This is a genomic window from Bacteroidota bacterium, from assembly GCA_016194975.1.
Lineage (GTDB): Bacteria > Bacteroidota > Bacteroidia > Palsa-965 > Palsa-965.
On sequence record JACQAM010000014.1, the window covers coordinates 1 to 21,447 of the forward strand.

Annotated in this window: 17 protein-coding genes; 9 read left to right on the forward strand and 8 right to left on the reverse strand. The window is 43.7% G+C overall.

The features are described 5' to 3' along the window. Positions 1-136 precede the first annotated feature (136 nt). A complete protein-coding gene (locus HY064_09505; protein MBI3510891.1) occupies positions 137-1,219 on the reverse strand; it encodes an Mrp/NBP35 family ATP-binding protein in 1,083 nt (360 codons plus the stop codon). A 105-nt stretch (positions 1,220-1,324) separates the two neighbouring features. On the opposite strand from HY064_09505, the gene HY064_09510 reads away from it, so the two are divergent. After that, positions 1,325-1,765, forward strand: a complete 441-nt coding sequence (locus HY064_09510; GenBank protein ID MBI3510892.1) for a hypothetical protein — start codon at positions 1,325-1,327, stop codon at positions 1,763-1,765. A 210-nt stretch (positions 1,766-1,975) separates the two neighbouring features. Here the strand turns inward: HY064_09510 and HY064_09515 are convergent, their stop codons facing one another. The 3 genes from HY064_09515 to HY064_09525 all read right to left on the reverse strand — a co-directional run bounded on the left by HY064_09515 (position 1,976) and on the right by HY064_09525 (position 5,777). After that, positions 1,976-2,320, reverse strand: coding sequence for an MGMT family protein (locus HY064_09515; protein MBI3510893.1), 345 nt, complete (start codon positions 2,318-2,320; stop codon positions 1,976-1,978). Between the two features lie 146 nt (positions 2,321-2,466). Continuing rightward, a complete protein-coding gene (locus HY064_09520) occupies positions 2,467-4,029 on the reverse strand; it encodes a T9SS type A sorting domain-containing protein (protein ID MBI3510894.1) in 1,563 nt (520 codons plus the stop codon). Between the two features lie 161 nt (positions 4,030-4,190). Further along, positions 4,191-5,777 carry a T9SS type A sorting domain-containing protein gene (locus tag HY064_09525; protein ID MBI3510895.1) on the reverse strand — a complete coding sequence of 529 codons (1,587 nt, stop codon included), beginning with the start codon at positions 5,775-5,777 and terminating at the stop codon, positions 4,191-4,193. Positions 5,778-5,933: 156 nt separating this feature from the next. Here HY064_09525 and HY064_09530 point away from each other — a divergent pair, with 156 nt between their 5' ends. After that, on the forward strand, positions 5,934-6,611 hold the full coding sequence (locus HY064_09530; GenBank protein MBI3510896.1) for a response regulator transcription factor: 678 nt from the start codon (positions 5,934-5,936) through the stop codon (positions 6,609-6,611). Between the two features lie 96 nt (positions 6,612-6,707). Further along, on the forward strand, positions 6,708-7,751 hold the full coding sequence (locus tag HY064_09535) for a sensor histidine kinase (protein MBI3510897.1): 1,044 nt from the start codon (positions 6,708-6,710) through the stop codon (positions 7,749-7,751). 11 nt (positions 7,752-7,762) lie between these two features. Here HY064_09535 and HY064_09540 read toward each other — a convergent pair whose 3' ends face one another. Further along, positions 7,763-8,845 carry a glycosyltransferase gene (locus tag HY064_09540; protein ID MBI3510898.1) on the reverse strand — a complete coding sequence of 361 codons (1,083 nt, stop codon included), beginning with the start codon at positions 8,843-8,845 and terminating at the stop codon, positions 7,763-7,765. 36 nt (positions 8,846-8,881) lie between these two features. Here HY064_09540 and trmB point away from each other — a divergent pair, with 36 nt between their 5' ends. Beyond that, complete coding sequence (trmB, locus tag HY064_09545; GenBank protein MBI3510899.1) at positions 8,882-9,682, forward strand: tRNA (guanosine(46)-N7)-methyltransferase TrmB; 801 nt, start codon at positions 8,882-8,884, stop codon at positions 9,680-9,682. A gap of 64 nt (positions 9,683-9,746) precedes the next feature. Then, the gene (locus HY064_09550; GenBank protein ID MBI3510900.1) at positions 9,747-12,674 is read left to right on the forward strand and encodes an insulinase family protein; all 2,928 of its coding nucleotides are present in this window, start codon (positions 9,747-9,749) and stop codon (positions 12,672-12,674) included. Between the two features lie 67 nt (positions 12,675-12,741). Here the strand turns inward: HY064_09550 and HY064_09555 are convergent, their stop codons facing one another. The 3 genes from HY064_09555 to HY064_09565 all read right to left on the reverse strand — a co-directional run bounded on the left by HY064_09555 (position 12,742) and on the right by HY064_09565 (position 17,059). Then, entirely contained in the window at positions 12,742-13,311 is a 570-nt protein-coding gene (locus HY064_09555) for a hypothetical protein (GenBank protein MBI3510901.1), read from the reverse strand. 105 nt (positions 13,312-13,416) lie between these two features. Beyond that, a complete protein-coding gene (locus HY064_09560) occupies positions 13,417-15,192 on the reverse strand; it encodes a VCBS repeat-containing protein (protein ID MBI3510902.1) in 1,776 nt (591 codons plus the stop codon). 79 nt (positions 15,193-15,271) lie between these two features. Next, on the reverse strand, positions 15,272-17,059 hold the full coding sequence (locus tag HY064_09565) for a VCBS repeat-containing protein (protein MBI3510903.1): 1,788 nt from the start codon (positions 17,057-17,059) through the stop codon (positions 15,272-15,274). A gap of 135 nt (positions 17,060-17,194) precedes the next feature. Here HY064_09565 and HY064_09570 point away from each other — a divergent pair, with 135 nt between their 5' ends. From HY064_09570 to HY064_09585, 4 genes are all read left to right on the forward strand, one after another. Next, entirely contained in the window at positions 17,195-19,144 is a 1,950-nt protein-coding gene (locus HY064_09570) for a T9SS type A sorting domain-containing protein (GenBank protein MBI3510904.1), read from the forward strand. 32 nt (positions 19,145-19,176) lie between these two features. Then, a complete protein-coding gene (locus HY064_09575) occupies positions 19,177-19,929 on the forward strand; it encodes a T9SS type A sorting domain-containing protein (GenBank protein MBI3510905.1) in 753 nt (250 codons plus the stop codon). A 3-nt stretch (positions 19,930-19,932) separates the two neighbouring features. Beyond that, positions 19,933-20,562, forward strand: a complete 630-nt coding sequence (locus HY064_09580; GenBank protein MBI3510906.1) for a hypothetical protein — start codon at positions 19,933-19,935, stop codon at positions 20,560-20,562. 63 nt (positions 20,563-20,625) lie between these two features. Continuing rightward, the gene (locus HY064_09585; GenBank protein ID MBI3510907.1) at positions 20,626-21,273 is read left to right on the forward strand and encodes a hypothetical protein; all 648 of its coding nucleotides are present in this window, start codon (positions 20,626-20,628) and stop codon (positions 21,271-21,273) included. The last annotated feature ends 174 nt before the right edge of the window (positions 21,274-21,447 follow it).

Below are 21,447 nucleotides of genomic sequence, written 5' to 3' on the forward strand. Positions count from 1 at the left end.
AAAAGAATGGTTTAGGAACCGCGAAGGCGCCAAGGCGCGAAGTTGAATCGGAAAAGAGCAAACTGAGCCACTACCAAATTCCAATCGGTAAGTAGTTATTTTGTTATTTGGATTTCTTTTTTGTCTTTTTTCAATATTATTGTGCGGCAACTTCTATTTCCTTCGAATTTCTTATCGCAATGTGTCGTGCAACATTTCCTGACATTTCGAGAAATGCTTTTGCCTGGATGGTATCATTCTGCAAAACAGCAGGGCGGCCGGCATCACCCGATTCGCAAATACTCTGCACTAATGGAATTTGTCCGAGCAAAGGAACGCCGATGTCTTCTGCAAAACGTGCAGCTCCTTCTTTTCCGAAAATGAAATATTTATTTTCCGGAAGTTCTGCCGGTGTAAACCACGCCATATTTTCCACGATACCAAGCACCGGAACATTGATCGCCTGCATACGGAACATGGCCGCGCACTTGCGCGCATCAGCGAGCGCCACATTCTGCGGCGTACTCACAATGACAGCGCCGGTAACAGGAACTGCAGCAACGAGAGAGAGATGAATATCGCCGGTGCCGGGAGGAAGATCCACGATCATATAATCGAGTTCGCCCCATTCGGCTTCGGTGATCATTTGCGTGAGCGCACGCACCGCAATTGGCCCGCGCCATGCCACTGCTTCATTGCTATGTGCAAAAAATCCCATCGACATTATTTTCACTCCATAACTTTCAACCGGGATCATCATTGTTTTTCCGTTCACTTCTTTTAGCAAAGGTTTTTCGTTCATCACGTCGAACATGAGCGGAGCAGACGGGCCATAAATGTCGGCATCTATCAATCCCACTTTTGCACCTGTCATTGCGAGCGCACACGCGAGATTGGAAGCAATGGTAGATTTTCCCACGCCGCCTTTTCCGGAAGCAACAGCAATAATATTTTTTACACCGGGAAGCGCAGGCCCCTTTTTCTGCGTGGAAACATTAGATGTCATTTTTACTTCTACCTCCACATCCTTACTCACATAATATTTCACAGCATTCACACAGGCACGGTGTATGAGATCTTTCAGCGGGCAGGCAGGGGTCGTGAGCACAACGGTGAAAGAAACTTTATTGTCGTTGATGACAAGTTCCTTTACCATTCCGAGTGTGACAATATCTTTTTTAAGATCCGGATCATCCACATTACGCAATGCATCAAGAACCTGATTGGTGGTGATATTCATAATGCAAAGTTAGTGAATTGAGGTCAGCACCGGTTGTCGGGAGTCAGCGCCGCTGACAACTGTTCATGGCAGGTCTTTTGTTACATTTCGGTTATGAAACAAGGGATGATCTTCATTTTCCTATTGGTAAATACAGTTCTCTGTGCGCAAAAAAGTTATTACGTAGATATTGCTATCGACAGAATTTATGTGAATGGAGACTCGCTGAAGTTTCCGAGGGGGAAAAGAATTCAGGTGGAAACGAGTGGGAAAACAGATACTGTTTCGCTCGGGAAATGCGGTGGAGAAGAGATTGGGATGTGCGTGGTGATAAGGAAAATAAAAGATGGTGATCACTTACGTACGCAGATCGGTTATTCTTTTTTCAAAAAAAATAATGCGAAATGGGAACTCATTCACGACTTTGGTTTCGTGGATCGTTATGCGCTGAAAACATATTCTGCCAAAGCAAAATCTTCTGCGCCGAAAGAAGAATATAATTGCGAATACGGAGTCCCCGTTCAGTTTGCCGCGTATTTCAGGATGGAAGTGTATTCGAAGAATTAATAGTCCTGGATTTTTTGAATCATTAGAGTTTATATCGATTAAGAGTTGTATAACAATGATTGCAAGCGCTCCATTATTAAAAACTGAGCATTTGCAAGGCATTCCCGATGCTCAGTCTGATTCATTTGAATGCCAAAAAGTTTCCTGTTGCGCATTTAGTATCTTATTCGGAATAAACTCTATTGAATGGAGCGCAGGAAAGTGCGACGGTTAAAGCTTCAGCTCCGTCCCCGGATCCCAGAAATGATTTTTAAAATTCTGCACTTTGTCGTTGCGTACATGAATGCCTTCGTTCTCGAGTAATTCCTGCATGAGTGAAGGAGAAGCAAAATGACTTTTCCCGGTAAGCAATCCTTCGCGATTCACGACGCGATGCGCGGGCACAGGTGAGTGATGCGAATGCGAACTGTTCATGGCCCAGCCCACCATGCGCGAAGAACCTTTCATGCCCAGGTATTTCGCAATTGCGCCGTACGTAGTGATGCGTCCTTTCGGAACGAGGCGAACCACTTCGTACACCATGTAAAAAAAATCCGATCCGGGTTTACCTTTCATTTTGCTCCGTTAAATTTAACGAAGCATCGGCAGAAATTTCAAGAAGAAAGTGAAGAATAGTTTTCAATAAAGAATTGTTCATTTACAACTGAACAAAAAAAAACAGGCGACCCTGAGATCGCCTGTCCATAAAAAGTGTGAGTGAATTATTCTACAATGAATTTTGTTTCACCAATGAGATTTGAATTCACATCGGTAATACGCACGAGGTAAACACCTTTGCTATAACCCGTGGTTTGCAGATCAACAGGAGTGTTCATGACTAATTCCTGTTCTTTTGCATCAAGCAAGCGTCCTGTAGCATCGTAAACCGAGATCACCGTTTTCCCAACAACTCCCGGAATATTTACATGAAGCATTTCTCCGTTGGCAACCGGTGAGGGGTAAACGGCCACATCGGCAATATTCGAACCGTGTTCCTGCACACTGAAGAGTGTACAGAAATCAGCTTCGGTTGCGAGAATTGAAACAGTTCCGGTGCTAAGTGCTGTTCCATTTGCATTTTCAGTAATGCGGAAAAAAGGAACCGACTGTGAATAAGGAGCGCCTGCACCTGTGGTGTTTTGTGCAGTAGCATTGAATTGCTGACAACCGGAATTGAAATTTCCATCCATTTTGATCAGGCCAATTCCGGAAAGGCCGGAACTATTATCGGTGTAATAACCCGTAAGTGCAACGCCACCGTCGCTGGTCAGTGTGAAGGAAGGATTAGTGAGCATAGAGTTGGAGCCATCCCCGTAGGTGAAAGACCGGATGATATTTCCATTCGGATCAGAGAGCACGTACTCGGTCTGGTAATTCATCATCCACATATCAGAAGCTTCGAGGAAAAGATTTCCATTCGGAAGAACTGCAACGTGAGAGAAAGAAAAATAACCAAGCGCAGGATCGGTGTACGTTTTGTACCAGGTAATATTTCCGCTTGCATCCGTTTTCATCAGGAATGCAATATAATCTTCATAACCTGCAATGATGTATCCTCCACCAGGAAGAGCTGCAATGGAATTGGTATGATAATACGATGATCCGTTGGAAAGTGTTTTTGTCCACATCATATTTCCGCTTGCGTCAGATTTTACAAGGGCTATATCAGATGAACGTTTGCCGGTGAAGATCATGCTTCCATCAGAATTCACAACACAATCGAAACTCGGATCTTTTGCTGAAATTGAAGTATCGGCAGTGAAAGAATAATTCCATTGTGCAACGCCATTGCCATCTGTTTTAAGCGCACCTATTTTTTCATAGAGCGATTCGGAGATCATATATCCTCCATCCAGCGTTTGACGCACTTTCGCAGAATTATAAGTATAACCGTTGGTGGAATACTGGTGCGTAGAAAGAATACTTCCGCCCGCATCCAGCAAAGTCAGATAATATCTCGTACTCATGAAAGAAGAATCAGATCCTTCCGACAAAACATAATACCCAAGAGAAGTATTTTGTCCCACTTCGTCGAGCGCAGCGCCCGATGCGAGTGAAATTGATTTTGTCCAGGTAACCGTTCCATTCGCATCCGTGCGGATAAGATAGTTGCCGGCATTATAGGAACTAGCACCAATTAAATAACCGCCGTCGCTGCACTGAATAATGCTTTTAGGAGAAGGCGTGTTGGTGAAAGGAATAGAGATCGCTTTCTGGAAATTGCTTTGTGCGAATGCCATTGCTCCGCAAATAGAAAGCAAAGTGAAGGAGTATAACTTTTTCATGTAACGGGGTATTAGTTCGAAGTCTAAAGTAAAACGAAAATCCGTAGAAATCAAGCACAAATTCTGCAACTTCTTACCAGTCCAGAAGAGGGGAACCCCCGTTTTCTCAATGAAACACAACATTTATGCTGAATTTGCCAATATTCAGGATAAACAGTTTCTCAGTCGATCGCAAATTTTCCTGCCCCTACCAATTCATTTTTCTCATTGGTAATCCTCAGCATGTAAATTCCTTTTGCCAATCCCGAAGTTTCCAATTCTGTTTTTTCCTGAACGCCGCTGAAAGTGCGGTTGAATTTTTTTACCGTTTTTCCAATCACGTCGTAAAAAGTCAGAAAGTATTCCCCGGAGAAGTGATCTGTTTCAATAAAAATATTTTCTCCCTGCTCCACCGGCGAAGGATAAATTTTCAAAACATCTTCCGCCTGATTATTTTCATTCACAGAAAAAAGCGTGCAGAAGTCGGCCTGGGTAAAAGGAAGATTGGTAGAATGAAAATTCAACGATGTCACCGCCGACCAGTTTTCATTGAGGAAATAAAAAGTATCGGGTTGTATAGTGGGAATGGGCGCTGCCGTATCAGGGAAAATTGTGTAAGGATTCGAAAGACAGGAAAAATTTCCGCCGGTGTTTGTTCGCAGAATACTTTCTCCGGAAAGACTGTTGGCCTGATCTACCGCGTACCCGCTGAGCACTATTTCATCAAGCGGTGTAATGCACATCGCAGAATTATAAAATTCAAGCGAGTTTCCATCACCGATCGTATTTGCGCTTAGTACATTCCCTGCAGCATCAAGCCGCATCGTGAAATCGAGAAATGATGTATAAAATGAAGCTCCTGAAATTTCAATTTCTCCGGAAGAAAGTTCATACATATCAGTAAAAGAAAAATCGCTCGCAGAAGTGGCAACGGAAGGAAATGCATCGTACCAGGAAATATTTCCTGACGTATCTGTTTTCATTATAAATCTGTCGTTGCCGGCATCTCCTGCGATCAGGTAACCACCCGTAGCATGCGCGGTAATAAAAGGCAGAAAGCCCGATTGACCGTCGGAATATCCGTGGATCCATATTGTTTGTCCGGCTGCATTTGTTTTCTGAAGAACAAGATGAGAAGATGCTGTGCCTGATAACAACAAACTTCCATCGTCATTTATTAAACAATCGTAGGAAGAATTTACCGGCCACAAAAATGTAGAATTGTTGGAAACTGCATGCGCCCAGAGAACGTTTCCGGAAGCATCGGTACGGATCATCGCCATTTTATAATAAAGACAGGTAGCAATGCAGAATCCACCGGCGCTGTCCTGTTGAATGTGCGGATCATAAGAAGTATAATCATCGGTTGGAATTCTTTTCGTGGAAAGAAGATTTCCATTCACGTCAAGAAAAGTGATAAAATAATTTACAATATTCGAAGCGGAATCCATGTATTCGCCGAAAAGATAATAGCCGCCATTCACAGATTCCGCCACTTGAAATGTATTCATCTGGTCAGCATTCGAAGGAGGCGTTACCGATCGCGCCCATTGCATTTGGCCGTTCACATCCGTGCGCACCACGTAGGCGCCCTGTTGAGGAAAAGTGTTCATGTCCATGCAAAGGACGTAACCGCCATCGCTGCAGCGCGAAACATCTTTCATCTTCGAACTGTTTGCGAAGGAAATGGAAAGTGCATTCGCAAATGGAGTTTGCGCACTTAATCCAACTGAAAAAAGAAATATAAAAACAAGAAAAAGATTTTTCATGCGGGGTTGAATGAAGAAAGATAGCGGAATAGCAGTTGAATTGCAAGTAAAGTTTCCGGGGTAATGCATTTGAATTAATGGTTTAATTAATTTTCTGTTAACATACCCTTATCGCATTTGCCCCTACATTTGTTAGAGAATTCTGAATTTATTGATATGAATGAAACGCACAGGATATTAGTGGTGGATGATGAAGAGGATATTCTTGAATTCCTTACTTATAATCTGAAGAAAGAAGGATACGCTGTTTTCACAGCAAGTGGTGGTAAAGAAGCGCTGGAAATTTCCGCAAAAGAAAAACCAGATCTCGTTTTACTCGATGTGATGATGCCCGGCCTCGACGGAATGGAAGTTTGCGCGCGCATGCGGCAGATGAAAGGAATGGACAAAACCATCATCGCATTTCTCACTGCGCGGAGTGAAGATTATTCCCACATCGCCGGATTCGATGCCGGCGCCGATGATTACATCAACAAACCCATTCGCCCGCGCGTGCTCATGAGCCGGATAAAAGCATTGCTGAAAAGAATTCCGTCCGCAGAAGATTCAAAAGTGCTCGACCTCGGCGGAATAAAAATTGACCGCGACAGTTATCTTATTTACAAAGACGGGAATGATATTTCACTTCCGAGAAAAGAATTTGAATTGCTTTCATTGCTCGCTTCCAAGCCGGGAAAAGTTTTTGCGCGTGAAGAAATTATGAATAAAGTGTGGGGCGATGAAGTGGTGGTGGGCGACAGAACGATAGATGTGCATGTGCGAAAACTTAGAGAGAAGATCGGGGAAGATTATATAAAGACGGTGAAAGGCGTGGGCTATAAATTTGATTTCTGAATAGTTTGAGCAATGAGTATTGAGCGGTGAGATGCTGTAGTGCTGATCAATAAATTTTCAACTCATAACTCAAAACTCAAAACTATCTTTGTCCCGATGAAACAACCTTCCCTGCGAAAAGTTGCATTTCTTACGGCGTTGCTTTCCGGTGTTGTTGCCGGAGGAACTACGTTTATCATTTCACTTTCTTACCATGTTTCTGTAGCGTGGTTTATTTCACTGATCGTTTTCCTTTCAACCGGGTTCATCAGCTATTTTGTTTTTTTCTACTACGTGAGGAATTTTGTGAATCGCCCGATCAACGCGCTTTACAAAGCTATTTACAATCTGAAAGGGGACGACAGCGGGAAAACAGAAATCCCTGATTTTGAAGATCCGCTTCGTGAAATTCAGAAAGAAGTTTCCGACTGGATGCAGAACCGGTCGCACGAAATAGAAGATCTGAAAAAACTGGAAAATTACCGGAGAGAATTTCTCGGCAATGTTTCTCACGAATTGAAAACACCCATCTTCAATATACAGGGTTATGTTACAACACTACTCGATGGCGGACTCAATGATCCGAACATCAACCGCAATTATCTCGAGCGTGCGGAAAAAGGTGTGGAACGCATGATCAATATAGTGGAAGATTTAGAAAGTATTTCACGCCTCGAAGCCGGGCAGATGATCATCGAGCGCACTCCATTCGACATTTATGCGCTGGTGATGGAAGTTTATTATTCGCAGGAAATGAAAGCGAAGAGCAGAAAAGTTTCCATGAAATTCCGCGAAACGTATAAAGCAGTTTATGTGAATGCAGATAAAGACCGGATCCGCCAGGTGCTCACGAATCTTATTACGAATTCCATCAAGTATGGAAAAGAAGGAGGGGAAACTGAAACGCGTTTTTACGATATGGATGATCATATCCTCGTGGAAATTTCTGACAACGGGATCGGAATTTCGAAAGAACATCTTCCGCGTTTGTTCGAACGTTTCTATCGCGTGGATAAAGGAAGATCGAGAGAGCAGGGTGGTACCGGGCTCGGGCTCGCGATCGTAAAACATATTCTCGAAGCACACGGACAAACCATCAACGTACGCAGCAGCGAAGGGATCGGATCTACATTTTCTTTTACATTACCGAAAGTAAATTAGCGTATTTCGTACTACTTATGCAGCACTTTTCTCACTCTTCTTTCCAGCGCAAGTTTATCAGCGTAGATCCCGAATAAATTCATCTGTGCTTTTTCGCGTATCGCTTTTCCGAGGTTGAATTTTTTTTGTGGGAAAGAAACCAGGTGACGCATCTGCGAGTGATAACCGGCGAGATATTCCTGTTCGGTTTGTCCCGGAGTGGGAATGACAATGGGTGTGATGTTCAATGCAGAAAGATCGCAGAGCGCAGAATATCCCGGCCGGCACAACACATGCATCGATGCCATGAGATTTTCTTTCAGTTCATCATCATTCATGTGATCAGCGATCGTAACGTGCGGAAACTTACGCTCCGTTTTTTTTCCGCCTTCGGGTAATCCGCGCACGAGAAGAATTTCTTCAGAAAATTTTGCACATTCATCCATCACTGTTTTTTCGAGAATGGAACGCTGCGGTTCCGGGCCCGAGAGTACGATCGTCAGCCACCATTTCTGTTTTCGCGATTCGAGAATATCCTGCGGCAGGAATCGCGTGAGCGGCCCCACGTAATGTGTGAAGGGATGATTCCCCTCTTCATGGCCGAGTTCTCCCGACATATTTATTTTTCCGTCTACATCCGGCACCCAAACTTCATCGAACAGTTCATAGTATTTTTTGTGAAATTTTGTCGCTGCTTTTTTTCCGAATGGAGTAAGCACATTCAATTGATGGGTGATGTAAACATTGTAAGTTTCCGGTGTGCGGCAACCAAAACGATTATCGGATACGATAATGTCAATTTCATTTTCTGCAACTATTTTCCTTATGGTTTTTCTTTCGTTCCGCACACGAGCCGCAATGAAAGGAGAAAGCATGGCAAGATGTAAAGCAAGAAAACGATGGCGCGGATAAGTGATATTGTAACCCGGAAATTTCAACACACGCAGATCGGGAAATTCTTTCTTCAGGAATTTTGCAGGTTTTCCCCCTGCTGCAAGGATCACGTCCGCCTTCTGCCGGAGAAATTCTTTTATCACCGGCACGCACCGCGTAGCATGGCCAAGGCCCCAGTCAAGCGGAGCAATAAGAACTCGTTTTTTAACGGATGAAGGCATTGTTTCTCCTCCGGCATTTACAATTTACGATTTACAATGTACGATTTATTGAGTTTTTATTTTCAGGTATTATCGCAGAAATTGTCCATCGTAAATTGTAAATCGTACATTATTTTTGCATTCCTCATGTACAAGAACAAACTCACCCGTTTTGCAGAAATGAAATCCATGCCGCACGTGGTGGAATATGGTTTTTATGATCTGAAAAAAAGTTTACACCCTTTGCGTGGAAAATGGAAGGAAAATTTTTTTCATAATGAAAATCCAATCGTATTGGAACTGGGTTGTGGAAAGGGAGAATACACAGTAGGACTTGCCGAACGTTTCCCGGGAAAGAATTTCATTGGCATCGACATCAAGGGCGCACGCATGCACAGGGGCGCGAGCATGGCGCAGGAAAAAAAACTGGACAATGCCGCATTTATCCGCACACGCATCGATTTCATTAATGGTTTTTTTTCGGAGAATGAAGTGAGTGAAATCTGGATCACATTCGCTGATCCGCAAAAAGAAAAACCGAACAAACGGCTCACGGCTCCTGTTTTCCTGAAACGCTATGCGCATCTTTTAAAATCAAACGGAATCATCCATCTCAAAACAGACAGCGAACTGCTGCATAATTTCACGATCGGGATCATTGACAAAGAAGAACACAAAAAATTATTCTCTTCGAAAGATGTGTATGGCGAAATAAAAGAAGAAGGCCACCTGCTCACGACGATCCAAACTACCTACGAAAAAAAATTTCTGAAAGAATCGAAGAAGATCACTTACGTTGCTTTTCATTTGAAGAAAGATTACGCGAAAGGAGAAAAAATATTCCCGCTGGATGAATGAAAATTTTGGCATTTGGATTTTCTTTCCCCCAATGAACTATATTTGTTCCTCTAAAAATCGGCACATGAAAAAGATCCTCTTTTCACTCTCCATTATTTTTTCTTTCTCCGCAGTTGCGCAACAGCAAACAAAATTCATTGAGAAAGTAGAATCGAATGGCCCGGGTAATCTCGTTATTCCTTATTCGAAATACGAATTGCCCAATGGGCTCGACCTCGTTATTGCAGAAGATCATTCCGATCCTATCGTGTACGTGGATGTAACGTATCACGTTGGTTCCGCACGCGAGCAGGAAGGACGTTCGGGCTTCGCACATTTTTTCGAACACATGATGTTCCAGGGATCAGCGCATGTTGCCGACGAAGAGCATTTCAAACTCATCACGGAAGCCGGTGGAGAAATGAATGGTTCTACCAATACCGACCGCACGAATTATTTTGAAACGGTGCCATCGAATAATCTTGAACTCGCTATGTGGCTCGAAGCAGACCGCATGGGATTTCTTCTTGATTCTGTTACTCAGCAGAAATTCGAAATTCAGCGCGCCACAGTGAAAAATGAAAGAGGACAGCGTTACGACAATGCTCCTTATGGATTGGTGTGGGAAAAGATCGGTGAAGCCATGTATCCCGAAGGGCATCCGTATTCCTGGGAAACGATCGGGTACATTGATGATCTCAATCGTGTGAATGTGCAGGACCTCAAGAATTTTTTCATGCGCTGGTACGGACCCAACAATGCTACCCTTACTATTGCCGGTGATGTGAATACGGCAGAAGTTTTAAAACTTGCAGAAAAATATTTCTCTCCCATTCCGCGCGGACCCGAAGTGACCAACATGCCAAAGATGCCTGCATCACTTTCTTCTGACCGCTGCATTTCTTATGAGGACAATGTGCGTTTTCCTCAATTGACAATGGCATTTCCGGGAGTTCCTTCGAATGATCCTGATGAAGCGCCGCTGGATGCACTGTGCAATATTATTTCGGAAGGAAAAGGATCCATCTTCTATAAAACTTTCGTGGAAACAAAAATTGCACAGAGCGCAAATATGTACAGCGCTACAATGGAACTCGCCGGGCAGATTGCGATGAATGTGAAAACATATCCCGGGCATACGCCGCATGAAGCAGACAGTCTCATAAAAATTGCATTGGCACAATTTGAAAAAACCGGCGCGACAGATGAAGATGTGAAACGTTACCAGCTTACTGTGGAAGGATACATGCTCGATAATATGACGAGTGTGCAGGGAAAAGGATCTGTACTTGCGCAATACAATACATTTTACGGAAATCCGAATCTTGTGCAGAAAGATCTTGATCGTTACAAAAGCGTAACGAAAGAAGATGTAATGCGCGTTTACAATAAATATATCAAAGGAAAAGCGGCGGTAGTGCTTACCGTTTGCCCGAAAGGACATCCTGAAATGAAAGCGCGCCCCGATAATTATATTCCTCCGGCGCACAAAGCAGGAGCGGAAGAAAGCGCCGAATACAAAAATCTTCATTACAACCGTGCCGTCGATAATTTCGATCGTGGTGTTCATCCTGTTGCAGGGCCAACTCCCGCAGTGAAAGCGCCGGCCATCTGGAGAGATGTTTTCGCAAATGGATTGAAAGTGATCGGAACAACTTCCACGGAAATTCCGCGCACGTACATGCAGATCAACGTGAGCGCGGGGCACCGGCAGGAGGACACGTCGAAGGCGGGCGTTGCGTACATGCTCGTGCGCATGATGGATCAATCAACGGAAAATCATTCGGCGGCGGATCTTGAAAAACAATTTGAATTGCTCGGAAGCGATGTGAGTGTTTCTGTTACCAATGAAGAGATCACAGTGAACATTACCTGCTTCACCAGAAATCTCGATGCGACACTAGCACTCGTGAATGAAAAAATATTTCATCCGAAATTCGCCGCGACCGAATTTGATCTCGTGAAAAAACAACAGATGGAATCCATTGCGAACATGTCCACCTCAGCAGGAGCAATGGCTTCTTTCATTTACGCGCGAGAAATTTATGGCGCTAATAATATTCAAGGTTACCCGCTCATCGGAACGGCTTCAACTGTTTCACGGCTAACGATCGATGATGTGAAAGCCTACTATCAAAAAATGTTTTCTCCGAATATCGGCAACTGCATCGTGGTGAGCGATCTTACTCCGAGTGCTATGGGAAGTAAACTGAAATTTCTTCAGGACTGGAAATCCACGAATGCTGTTTTGCGCACGCGCGAAGAATTGCTTCCGAAAAATGCGGCAGGGCAAACAAAGATTTTCCTCTTCAATAAACCGGAAGCAGCGCAATCGGAAATACGCGTGGGCCGCTTGGCAATGCCGTATGATGCAACCGGGGAATATTATAAATCGACGATCATGAATTATGAGCTTGGCGGAAATTTCAATTCGCATCTGAACCTGAAATTGCGCGAAGAAAAAGGATGGACGTACGGAGCAGGATCGGGTTTTGGCGGAACAAATTATGTGGGAACATTTACTTCTTATGCGGGGGTGAAATGGGATGCATCCGACAGTTCCGTTGTTGAATTCATGAAAGCGATAAAAGATTATGCTGATAATGGAATTACCAATGATGAACTCGAGTACACGAAAAAATCCGTTTCGCAGAGTGAAGCTTTGGCGTATGAAGATCCGTACCAGAAATTATATTATTTAAAAAATATTATTTTCTACGGACTGCCCGATAATTATATGGAAGAGCAGCACAAAGTGCTCATGGCGCTGACCAAACCGGAAATAGACGGGCTCGCAAAAAAATGGCTCGATCCCGATCACATGGTGATCACGGTGATCGGCGACAAGGATAAAATTCTTCCCGGGCTCGAAAATCTCGGTTACGAAATTGTGATCGTGGATGCGAATGGAAATACAACGGCCGATATTCCGGCGAAAAAAGATGTTCCGAATATTGCCGGAAATAAAAAGAAGAAGAACGGAAAGAAAAATCTGAAATTGAAGGGACAGTAAAATTCCGGGAAACAATTATTGAAAAGGGTCGGCCGTGGGTGGCCCTTTTATGCGAAGGGCGTCTCTATCAATATAACTCCACCAATTCCCAATCCCGCATATCGAGAATTTTTACACGGGCACACTCGTGTAGGGCTACATCCATAAAAACAAATGCTGTGAAAACCATTGCACCTCCCGCAATTGCTGCCCCGGAAATACCAGGAGAAGAATGACTGCTGTGATTAGAATGAGCGCAACTTCCTTCGTCATATTCTTCCGGGCGTTCGGTCACAATGTGATAAATTCCATTGAGAGAAACATAAACGGTATCCGGAATTATTTTCAACCCGGTAGTATCCAGATTGGTGTACCAGTCATAGTCTTTTTTGCTGAGATGCTGGATGCACAATGAATCTCCTTTCATCCCGAGAAAAATTCCTTCTTCCCCTTCTCCTTTATAGCGGATGAATGAAACGGCGTCTCCATTGTAAATGGCATATAATTTTTCCGGTTTACTTTTCATTCTGAAAACGACATCATAAGAAAACGGAATATTTGTTCCGGATGAATCTTTTTTCGTTTCCTGTGCATGCAAATGAAAATTCAGTACCAGTGAAAAAATGCAGAAAAATATTCCAGGGAAAATAAATTTCATTCGGGAAAAGCGTTTGAGTTGCTAATACAAAAATCGTTCCGTAAAAAAAACTCCTCCGCTTTCACGAAGGAGTTTTTTGGAATTTGTTAGTTGTATTTTTCTTTTTTACTCGACGATCAGTTTGTCTGTTGCCAATCGTTTATCTCCCTGTTTCACTTCCACGAAATACATTCCGCTGTTCAGCATATCGCGGCTGATGTAGATGATGGAATTTTTCAGTTCCGCTTCTGAGTAAACTAATTTTCCATTCATGTCATACACATTCAGCGAAAGATTATTCAATCCATACTGGCCGAAATTCATCAGGTGAATAGAAGCATCTTCATTGATCGCAGGATTCGGATAAACGCCGATAGCGAGTGGTTTGTAAATGGAATAATTTGTCGAGAGCGGGTAAGCGCCTTCGTTGATCGTGTAGGCTGTGTTCGAAGCCATGGATGGAACATGATCAACAATTCCGGAAGGCCAAACAACTACTGCGCTATCCATAGAAGTATTCGCACCCAAACCAAAATGAAGTGTGAGCGAATTTTGAATTCCATAACCTTCGCCCGAACGCACTTCGCGAACTTGTATTCCCCACGGGCCATAAATTTTTACGATTGCACCAACGCCGTTTTTATTCGACATGCCTGTTGTTGCTCCGCCAACGAGATTGAATTTTATCCAGTGGTTTCCATTGCTCGTGGTGTTCATCCACACTTTATCATTGCGCGAAGTATTTGCTGTTTGATAAATGTCGCAATAGCTCGCATACACATCGAGGAATCCGTCGTTGTTCAGGTCGCCAACACCGTGTGCAGTGATCTGGTTCGTGCTGTATGGAAATGGATTTGCAAGAGCCGTGAACGTGTGATTACCATTATTCATGTAAACAAGATGATTGCTTCCGGAGATCATCAGATCGAGATAACCGTCATTGTTGAAATCCTGGAAAGTTGCATTCTCACCGAAGATGGTCGTGGTGTTTGCAATTCCGGAACCACTCATCATATTTGTGAAAACTCCGCTTCCATTATTCACCATTAGTTTTGAATTCACATCGTAATTCAGAACGAATGCATCCATGTCGCCATCATTATCAATATCGCCCCACGCTGTGCTCCATCCCTGCGCACCATCGCGCAATCCTGTCCAGTTCGTTACATCCTGCGTAAAAGTTCCGTTTCCGTTATTGATCCACACCTGGTCAATGCGGCGCGGATCTGTAGAATTAGTTACGCCCTGGCGGCAATGTGTGACCATGCAATCGACAAATCCGTCGTTGTTCACATCGGTCCAGATAGAAGCATAATTTCCGCTGTTGTCAGAAGCAGGAACAGTTGCAAGCGGCATGAGCGAATTGTCCCACGTCCAGTTTCCTGCGCCATTGTTCACATAAATATTTGGTGATGCATCGTCGTTGCAAACAAATCCATCGAGTTTCGAATCATTATTGATGTCGAAAAAATTACATCCCTGCACAAAAATAAAAGGAGCGCCGGTGGTGGTTGCCCAGTTGTTGCTTGAGTACGTGCTCGCGCCTGTACGTGTGAGTACAATGGTATTTCCGTAATCGCCCCAGAAGACATCATTGAATCCATCGTTGTTCACATCGCCTACACACATTCCCCAGGGATCACCGATGTTATTGGAAAAAGATGTTTCTCCGAACAGCGCGTTCGGTGCATTCTGGTATTCGATGTACATCGTCGTGTTCATGCTTGCGCGAACGATGTCGTCTTTAAAATCGCCGTTCATGTCGCACACGCCTACGCCATCGCCGCTATGAAAAGCGGGAGTCGGAAGTACTGTTGCTGTTTGATCGGAGAAAGATGCGGTTTGCGAATGCATCGCGAGTGCGAGTGCGCAGAGTGCGGAAGTAGTAAAGATTTTTTTCATGGGCGGTGATGGATTTATTCGGAGAAAAAAAAGTCCTCTTTGCATGCAGGAGGACTTTTTTTCAACGATGAGTGGATGATTATTGAACGATCATTTTTTCTTCAGCAATGCGTTTGTCGCCTTTGCTGATCTGCACGAAATACATTCCGGTTTTAAATTCCGAAGTATTCACATTGATAATTGAATTTTTCAATTCTGCTTCGGAGTAAACCACTTTTCCATTCACGTCATAAACGTTGAGAGAAAGATTGTTCAATCCGTACTGCGCAAAATTATTCAGGTGAATGGAAACATTTCCGTCGGCAGAAGGATTCGGATAAACACCGATGTTCAATGGATTTTGCGCAATGGAATGTGTTGACAATGGAGATTGTCCTTCATTCACTGTGTAGCCGGCATCAGCGCCGAGTCCGAGCATGTGATCCACAATACCCGACGGCCAGATGATAGTGGTGCTGTCGATGTTGGTTGCAGATCCGAGTCCGAAATAAACAGAGAGTGAATTTTCCAATCCATAACCTTCGCCGGAACGAACTTCGCGAACTTGTTCTCCCCATGATCCATAAATTTTCACGATTGCACCAATTCCGTTTTTATTCGACATTCCCGGTGTTGCACCGCCTATGAGATTGTATTTCACCCAATGATTTCCATTGGTGCTGTTCGTGTTGATCCAGACTTTATCATTTCTTGCAGATGGACTGTTGTAAAGATTTGCATAAGTAGCATACACATCAAGAAAACCATCGCCATTCAGATCACCGATCCCCTGTCCGCGAATTTGGTTGTTGGAATACGGGAAAGGAGTTGAGATATTGGTGAACGTATTGTTGTGATTATTCCTGTAGAGATAATGATTGTCGCCCGTGATGAGAAGATCGAGGTAGCCGTCATTGTCAAAATCAGACCATGTTGCATTTTCTCCGAAGTAAGTTGTAGTAGTAGGAATTCCGGAAGCAGCCATCACGTCGGTGAAAACACCGTTTCCATTATTGATCATGAGTTTTGAATTCACATCGTAATTCAGAACGAATGCATCCATGTCTCCGTCATTGTCAATATCACCCCATGCTGTGCTCCATCCCTGTGCTCCATCGCGAAGATTGGTCCAGTTGGTTACGTCTTGTGTGTAAGTTCCGTTTCCGTTGTTGATGAAGATCTGGTCAATGCGGCGCGCATCAAGAGGATTGGTTACGCTCTGCCGGCAATGTGTGATCATGCAATCAATGTAACCATCATTATTCACGTCGGTCCAGATGGATGCATAATTTCCGCTGTTGTCGGAAGCTGGAGAAGTTGCGAGTGGCATAATAGTTTGATCAAAAATCCATCCACCGAAAGCCCCGTTGCCTTTATAAAGTTTAGGCATTCCGGTATCGTGGCAAATGAACATATCAAGACTTCCGTCGTTATTGATATCGGCGAAGTTGCAACCTTGAGTGAAAACAGAACTGCCACCATAAGTGAGCGTCACATTTTCATAAGTGAAATTGGTCGATGCGTTTGACGTGAGAAGATACGCGTTGGTGCTGCTGCCCTGGAACACGTCATTGTATCCGTCATTATTGTAATCACCAACGCAGAGTCCCCATGGTGAACCGAATGATCCTACATAACGCATGTTGGTGAACATGGCATTCGGAGCATTCTGAAATTCGAGGAACATTTTTTTGTTGGCGCTGTCACGAATGATGTCATCTTTGAAATCATTATTCATGTCGCATACACCGACGGCATTTCCGCTATGACAAGTGGTGTAAGTAAGGAGCGTTGAAGTCTGATCGGAAAACGCTGTGATGGTTTGCGCAGAGAGGGCAACTGGGAGCAGGCCAAGCGCAAAAAGGATTTTGGGTAGATTTTGTTTCATTATTGTTGATTTAGGAAGGGACTTGTTATGATTTGAATCAGCTATATTATCAAAAATACGTGGCATTAACAAGTGGCAGGATCATTTTGTAAGCAAAATCATTGTCCTTACATTAGATGTTCCAAAAAAGTAGCATTGGCAAAAACTTACTTTTTCCGATTCCGGAAATTTATCATTCTCATTCTCGCTGTGAGTCTAGTGATCATGGGTGCAAATATCCGCAACATGAAAGCGGAAGCACGCACTTTTCACACGCCGGCTGAACTTGCGCGATTGCATGATATGCTGCAATCGCAACCTTTTGATACCAATACTTATTTCGCAACCGGTGGGCGTTGCGGCGGATGTCATGGCCACGATCCCACACAAATTTCACTCTATACTTCGTGGGGAGAAGATGTAAATATCATGGATGACTGGCAGGGAACTATGATGGCGAATGCGGCAAAAGATCCGTTGTGGAGAGCGAAAGTGAGTCACGAAATTTTAGTGAATCCCGGAATAGCAACCGAAATACAAGACAAATGCACGCGCTGTCACGCGCCTACGGGAAGATTTGAAAGTATGTATCTCGGCCAGCCGCATTATACAATGGCGATGCTCGCGACCGATACATTCGGACTCGACGGAGTGAATTGCAGCGCGTGCCATCAACAGCAGGATACATTGATGGGAAATAATTTTTCCGGTGATCTTCATTACATGCAGAAACATGTTTATGGTCCGTACGATACTATTGTGAGTGCAGTGATGGAATTTTTTGTCGGGTTCACTCCTTCAGGAAGCCCGCATGTAAAAAAATCCGAGTTCTGTGCTTCCTGCCATACGCTGCTTACTCAAACCGTAGATCTTTCCGGAAATTATACAGGAGGAACTTTCATTGAGCAGGCAACTTTTCATGAATGGAAAAATTCTGTTTATCGGACAGATAGTTTGCAATGCCAGCATTGTCATATCCCCCAGATTAACGATCCGATAAAACTCGCAACGAATTATCCTTTCATTCCCGGACGATCTCCATTCGGGCGGCACCATCTCGTTGGCGGAAATGCTTTCATGCTGAAACTCATGCAGAATAATATAACGCAGGTAGGAGCTACTTGTAATCCCAGCAATTTCGATACGACCATCGCGCGCACAACGCGGCAACTGCGCGACAGCACACTCATCATGGCAGTAACGCAAATGAATCGTACAGTGGATACGGTTTATTATGATGTGGATCTCACTAATCGTTGCGGGCATAAATTTCCTTCCGGTTATCCATCGCGAATTGCATGGATACAAATGGTGGTTACCGATCCGATGGGCGATACACTTTATGCAAATGGTTTGCAGGATGTGGTTGGAAATTTAATTGGCCGCGATCCCGGATTCGAACCGCATCATGATGTTTGCTATACGGGCAATGATGTGCAGATCTATGAAATGGTAATGGGTGATGTGAATAATAATCCGACAACTGTATTGGAAAGAGCGGACACGTGTTTAAAAGACAACCGCATTTGTCCGAAAGGATTTTCCGCTTCACATCCTTCTTATGATTCTACAAAGATCATCGGTATCGGAAATGATCCTGATTTCAATTACAACGGGCCCACCGAAGGAACAGGCGGTGACAATGTTCACTATCATATTTTCCTCAATGGTTACAGCGGGCAATTGAATGTAACGGTGAAAGTTTATTATTCTTCTGTGCCGCGTGCATGGCTCAATGAACTTTTTTCTTATTCATCGCCGGAGATCAGTTCGTTCAACACCATGTACAATACCGCCGACCAGACGCCGATGCTTGTTGCACAAGTGGACATGAATAACACGATCACGAATATTGATCAGCATGGCAATGCAGTTCCGCAGATAGAAGTTTATCCGAATCCTACATCAGACGGAAAAATTCATTTCACCAACTGGCAGACTTCCGGAATTCAATCGGTGCGTGTGTATGATCTCCAGGGAAAAGAAGTGGTTTCTCCTATAGAAGGAAAAGAATTCACCGGTGAACTGATGCTGCCACGCAAGGGTGTTTATTTCGTGGTGCTGGAAACAAGAAGTGGAAGAGTGGTGAAAAAAGTAATTTACTAAATACAAATTTTGAATCATCCCGCTGATCCGAAATGAGAAAATTATTTTTCTTACCTGTTTTTTTTGTGTCAATAAAAATTTTCGCACAACCCTGCGGACTCACTTTACTCGTGCTTTCTACTTACTCGGCTCCTTGCGGCTATTGTAATTCTTCCATCTGGGTAGGAAATTCCGGCGCGCAGGGGCCCGTTACGTACGCGTGGGTAACCGGACAAACAACCGATTCCATCACCGCACTTTGCCCGGGAAATTATATCTGCACCGTTACTGATTCGGCGAATTGCACTTCCACCGGAACGATCACGATCACTTCAACTCCGCCACCAACAATTACGATCACCACTACAGATGTGAGTTGTGATTCCTGCTGCGATGGAACGGCAACAGCAACAGCAAGTGGAGGCACTCCGCCTTATACTTATCTCTGGTCCGATAATCAAACGACTGCTACGGCAACGGGACTGTGCGCAGAAAAACTTATTTGTTGTGTGACCGATGCGAATGGATGTTCTACGTGCGATTCGCTCGAAGTATTTTCAATTACAGGAATAAAAAATAATTCAGTCGGCGAAAATCTCATTACTGTTTTTCCGGATCCCGTGCAGGATGAAATATTTTTTTCACAACGTGCCGATATTTTTCTTGCAGATGGACAGGGAAGAATAATTTATTCCGCAAAAGCAACAGACCATTTTTATGTCAATGAACTTTCACCCGGAATTTATTTCATCGTACTTTCATCGGGAACAAAAGTGATCGCGAGAAAAAAGATAATAAAGTACTGAGGCATGCGTTTCATCCTTCTTTTTTCGGCCCTTCTTCTCACCGGTTCCTGTGCCGGCTGGAAAAATGCAAAACTTCAGAAGAGAAATGAAAAATTGCAGCAGAAAAATGCAGGATCAAAAACGAAATTGAGCGTGGCGGTCACTGTAGAAAATCTTGCCGAGGATCTTTCCATTTTTGCAACACACAATGATGAAATTGTTTTTCTCGTTTATGAATTCGGTCCCGATACAAATGCCGTTCCTTCATTGCTCATCTCCGAATACCAGGTGTTCGATTCTATAGGAGAAAAAAAAGAATTTGTTTCCGACAGTTTTGCGTTGCTTGCAAATGGACAGCTTGATTTTGTAATGCTGGAAATCGATGGGAATAAAAACCTGGAACAGATAGAACCCATAGTGCGCCTGAACCTGCAGAAAATAAAACGGGCTTACGAAACGAATAATGATTCTATTCTCACGGTGTTTTTCGGAGACGATGATGTGCTCGGTGTAGACTACGCGCCATTGTCAACCGCGGAGAACGGAAAGGAAAACGAGATCATCGTTTCAGGAGTACATTTTTTCGATAAATATTATTACCGCCTTGAATATTCTCTTTTGCTCAGCGGAAATAAAGAGCGCCATCTTAACTAAAACACTTGGTGCTCTGCCCATCTTTCCTAAATTTGGCAGACTTCTTGCGAAGAAAGATCACCCATGAAAAACACCCTGCTTTTATTTTTCATTTTTATTTCCGGCGGGAAAATATTTTCGCAAACACTGACGACCAGCGATACTGTTTTATTTTCCACTACGGGCGATACCGTACTCATGCGCGGGACCGTGGTACGTGCGGGCGGGGGAAACATCAATACTTTTTTTTCCATTTATAAAAAAGCACCCAGGGCAGATTCCTGTATCGATGTCGCCAAGATCCGGCTCACGAATACGCGCGCGATGGGACTGAGTGATATTCCCGCCGATACGATAAAAAAATATCATCTCTACAATAAAGGAGTGAAAATGAATTTCGATTCCATTCCAGGTTCGTCTTTCAAAGCCATGGAATTGGAAAAAGAAGACAAAGGGCCCAACCCGCAGGATCCATCGCTGGAAATTTACGCCTCCACATTTTTCTACACACTCATCGCAGAGAAAAAAATTCTACTGCAGGAAGAAAAATTTCAAACGGTGTACGAAGCAAAACAGGATGAAGGAGTGAACCGCAGCGATATTGTTCTCGTGAGCGCTTTCAAAATGGTGGGCGGATCGAAGTATTTTATTTTTGTCGGCGTAAAACGAACGCATTTCGAATCGGACGGCACGATGACGACTGATATGAAATTGAAACGGTTCATTTTATAATTCTGAATTTTACTGCCCACGTGACCGCACGCAGGGAACGAATTGCGAATCCCGAACAAGTTCGGGACGAATATTCGAATTACAGGTTAAGAAATTCATTTGACTGCCACTGAAAACTACTGCTACTGCCTACTTTTTCCTGAATCCCCACTTACCAATTACCAATAACTCCTC

Coding starts and splice junctions, on each gene's coding strand:
- HY064_09550 (MBI3510900.1), top strand. CDS start 9,747: ATGAAAAAGATCCTCTTTTCACTCTCCATTATTTTTTCTTTCTCCGCA.
- HY064_09560 (MBI3510902.1), bottom strand. CDS start 15,192: ATGAAAAAAATCTTTACTACTTCCGCACTCTGCGCACTCGCACTCGCG.
- HY064_09535 (MBI3510897.1), top strand. CDS start 6,708: ATGAAACAACCTTCCCTGCGAAAAGTTGCATTTCTTACGGCGTTGCTT.
- HY064_09565 (MBI3510903.1), bottom strand. CDS start 17,059: ATGAAACAAAATCTACCCAAAATCCTTTTTGCGCTTGGCCTGCTCCCA.
- HY064_09520 (MBI3510894.1), bottom strand. CDS start 4,029: ATGAAAAAGTTATACTCCTTCACTTTGCTTTCTATTTGCGGAGCAATG.
- HY064_09530 (MBI3510896.1), top strand. CDS start 5,934: ATGAATGAAACGCACAGGATATTAGTGGTGGATGATGAAGAGGATATT.
- HY064_09525 (MBI3510895.1), bottom strand. CDS start 5,777: ATGAAAAATCTTTTTCTTGTTTTTATATTTCTTTTTTCAGTTGGATTA.
- HY064_09505 (MBI3510891.1), bottom strand. CDS start 1,219: ATGAATATCACCACCAATCAGGTTCTTGATGCATTGCGTAATGTGGAT.
- HY064_09510 (MBI3510892.1), top strand. CDS start 1,325: ATGATCTTCATTTTCCTATTGGTAAATACAGTTCTCTGTGCGCAAAAA.
- HY064_09580 (MBI3510906.1), top strand. CDS start 19,933: ATGCGTTTCATCCTTCTTTTTTCGGCCCTTCTTCTCACCGGTTCCTGT.
- HY064_09515 (MBI3510893.1), bottom strand. CDS start 2,320: ATGAAAGGTAAACCCGGATCGGATTTTTTTTACATGGTGTACGAAGTG.
- trmB (MBI3510899.1), top strand. CDS start 8,882: ATGTACGATTTATTGAGTTTTTATTTTCAGGTATTATCGCAGAAATTG.
- HY064_09575 (MBI3510905.1), top strand. CDS start 19,177: ATGAGAAAATTATTTTTCTTACCTGTTTTTTTTGTGTCAATAAAAATT.
- HY064_09555 (MBI3510901.1), bottom strand. CDS start 13,311: ATGAAATTTATTTTCCCTGGAATATTTTTCTGCATTTTTTCACTGGTA.
- HY064_09585 (MBI3510907.1), top strand. CDS start 20,626: ATGAAAAACACCCTGCTTTTATTTTTCATTTTTATTTCCGGCGGGAAA.
- HY064_09540 (MBI3510898.1), bottom strand. CDS start 8,845: ATGCCTTCATCCGTTAAAAAACGAGTTCTTATTGCTCCGCTTGACTGG.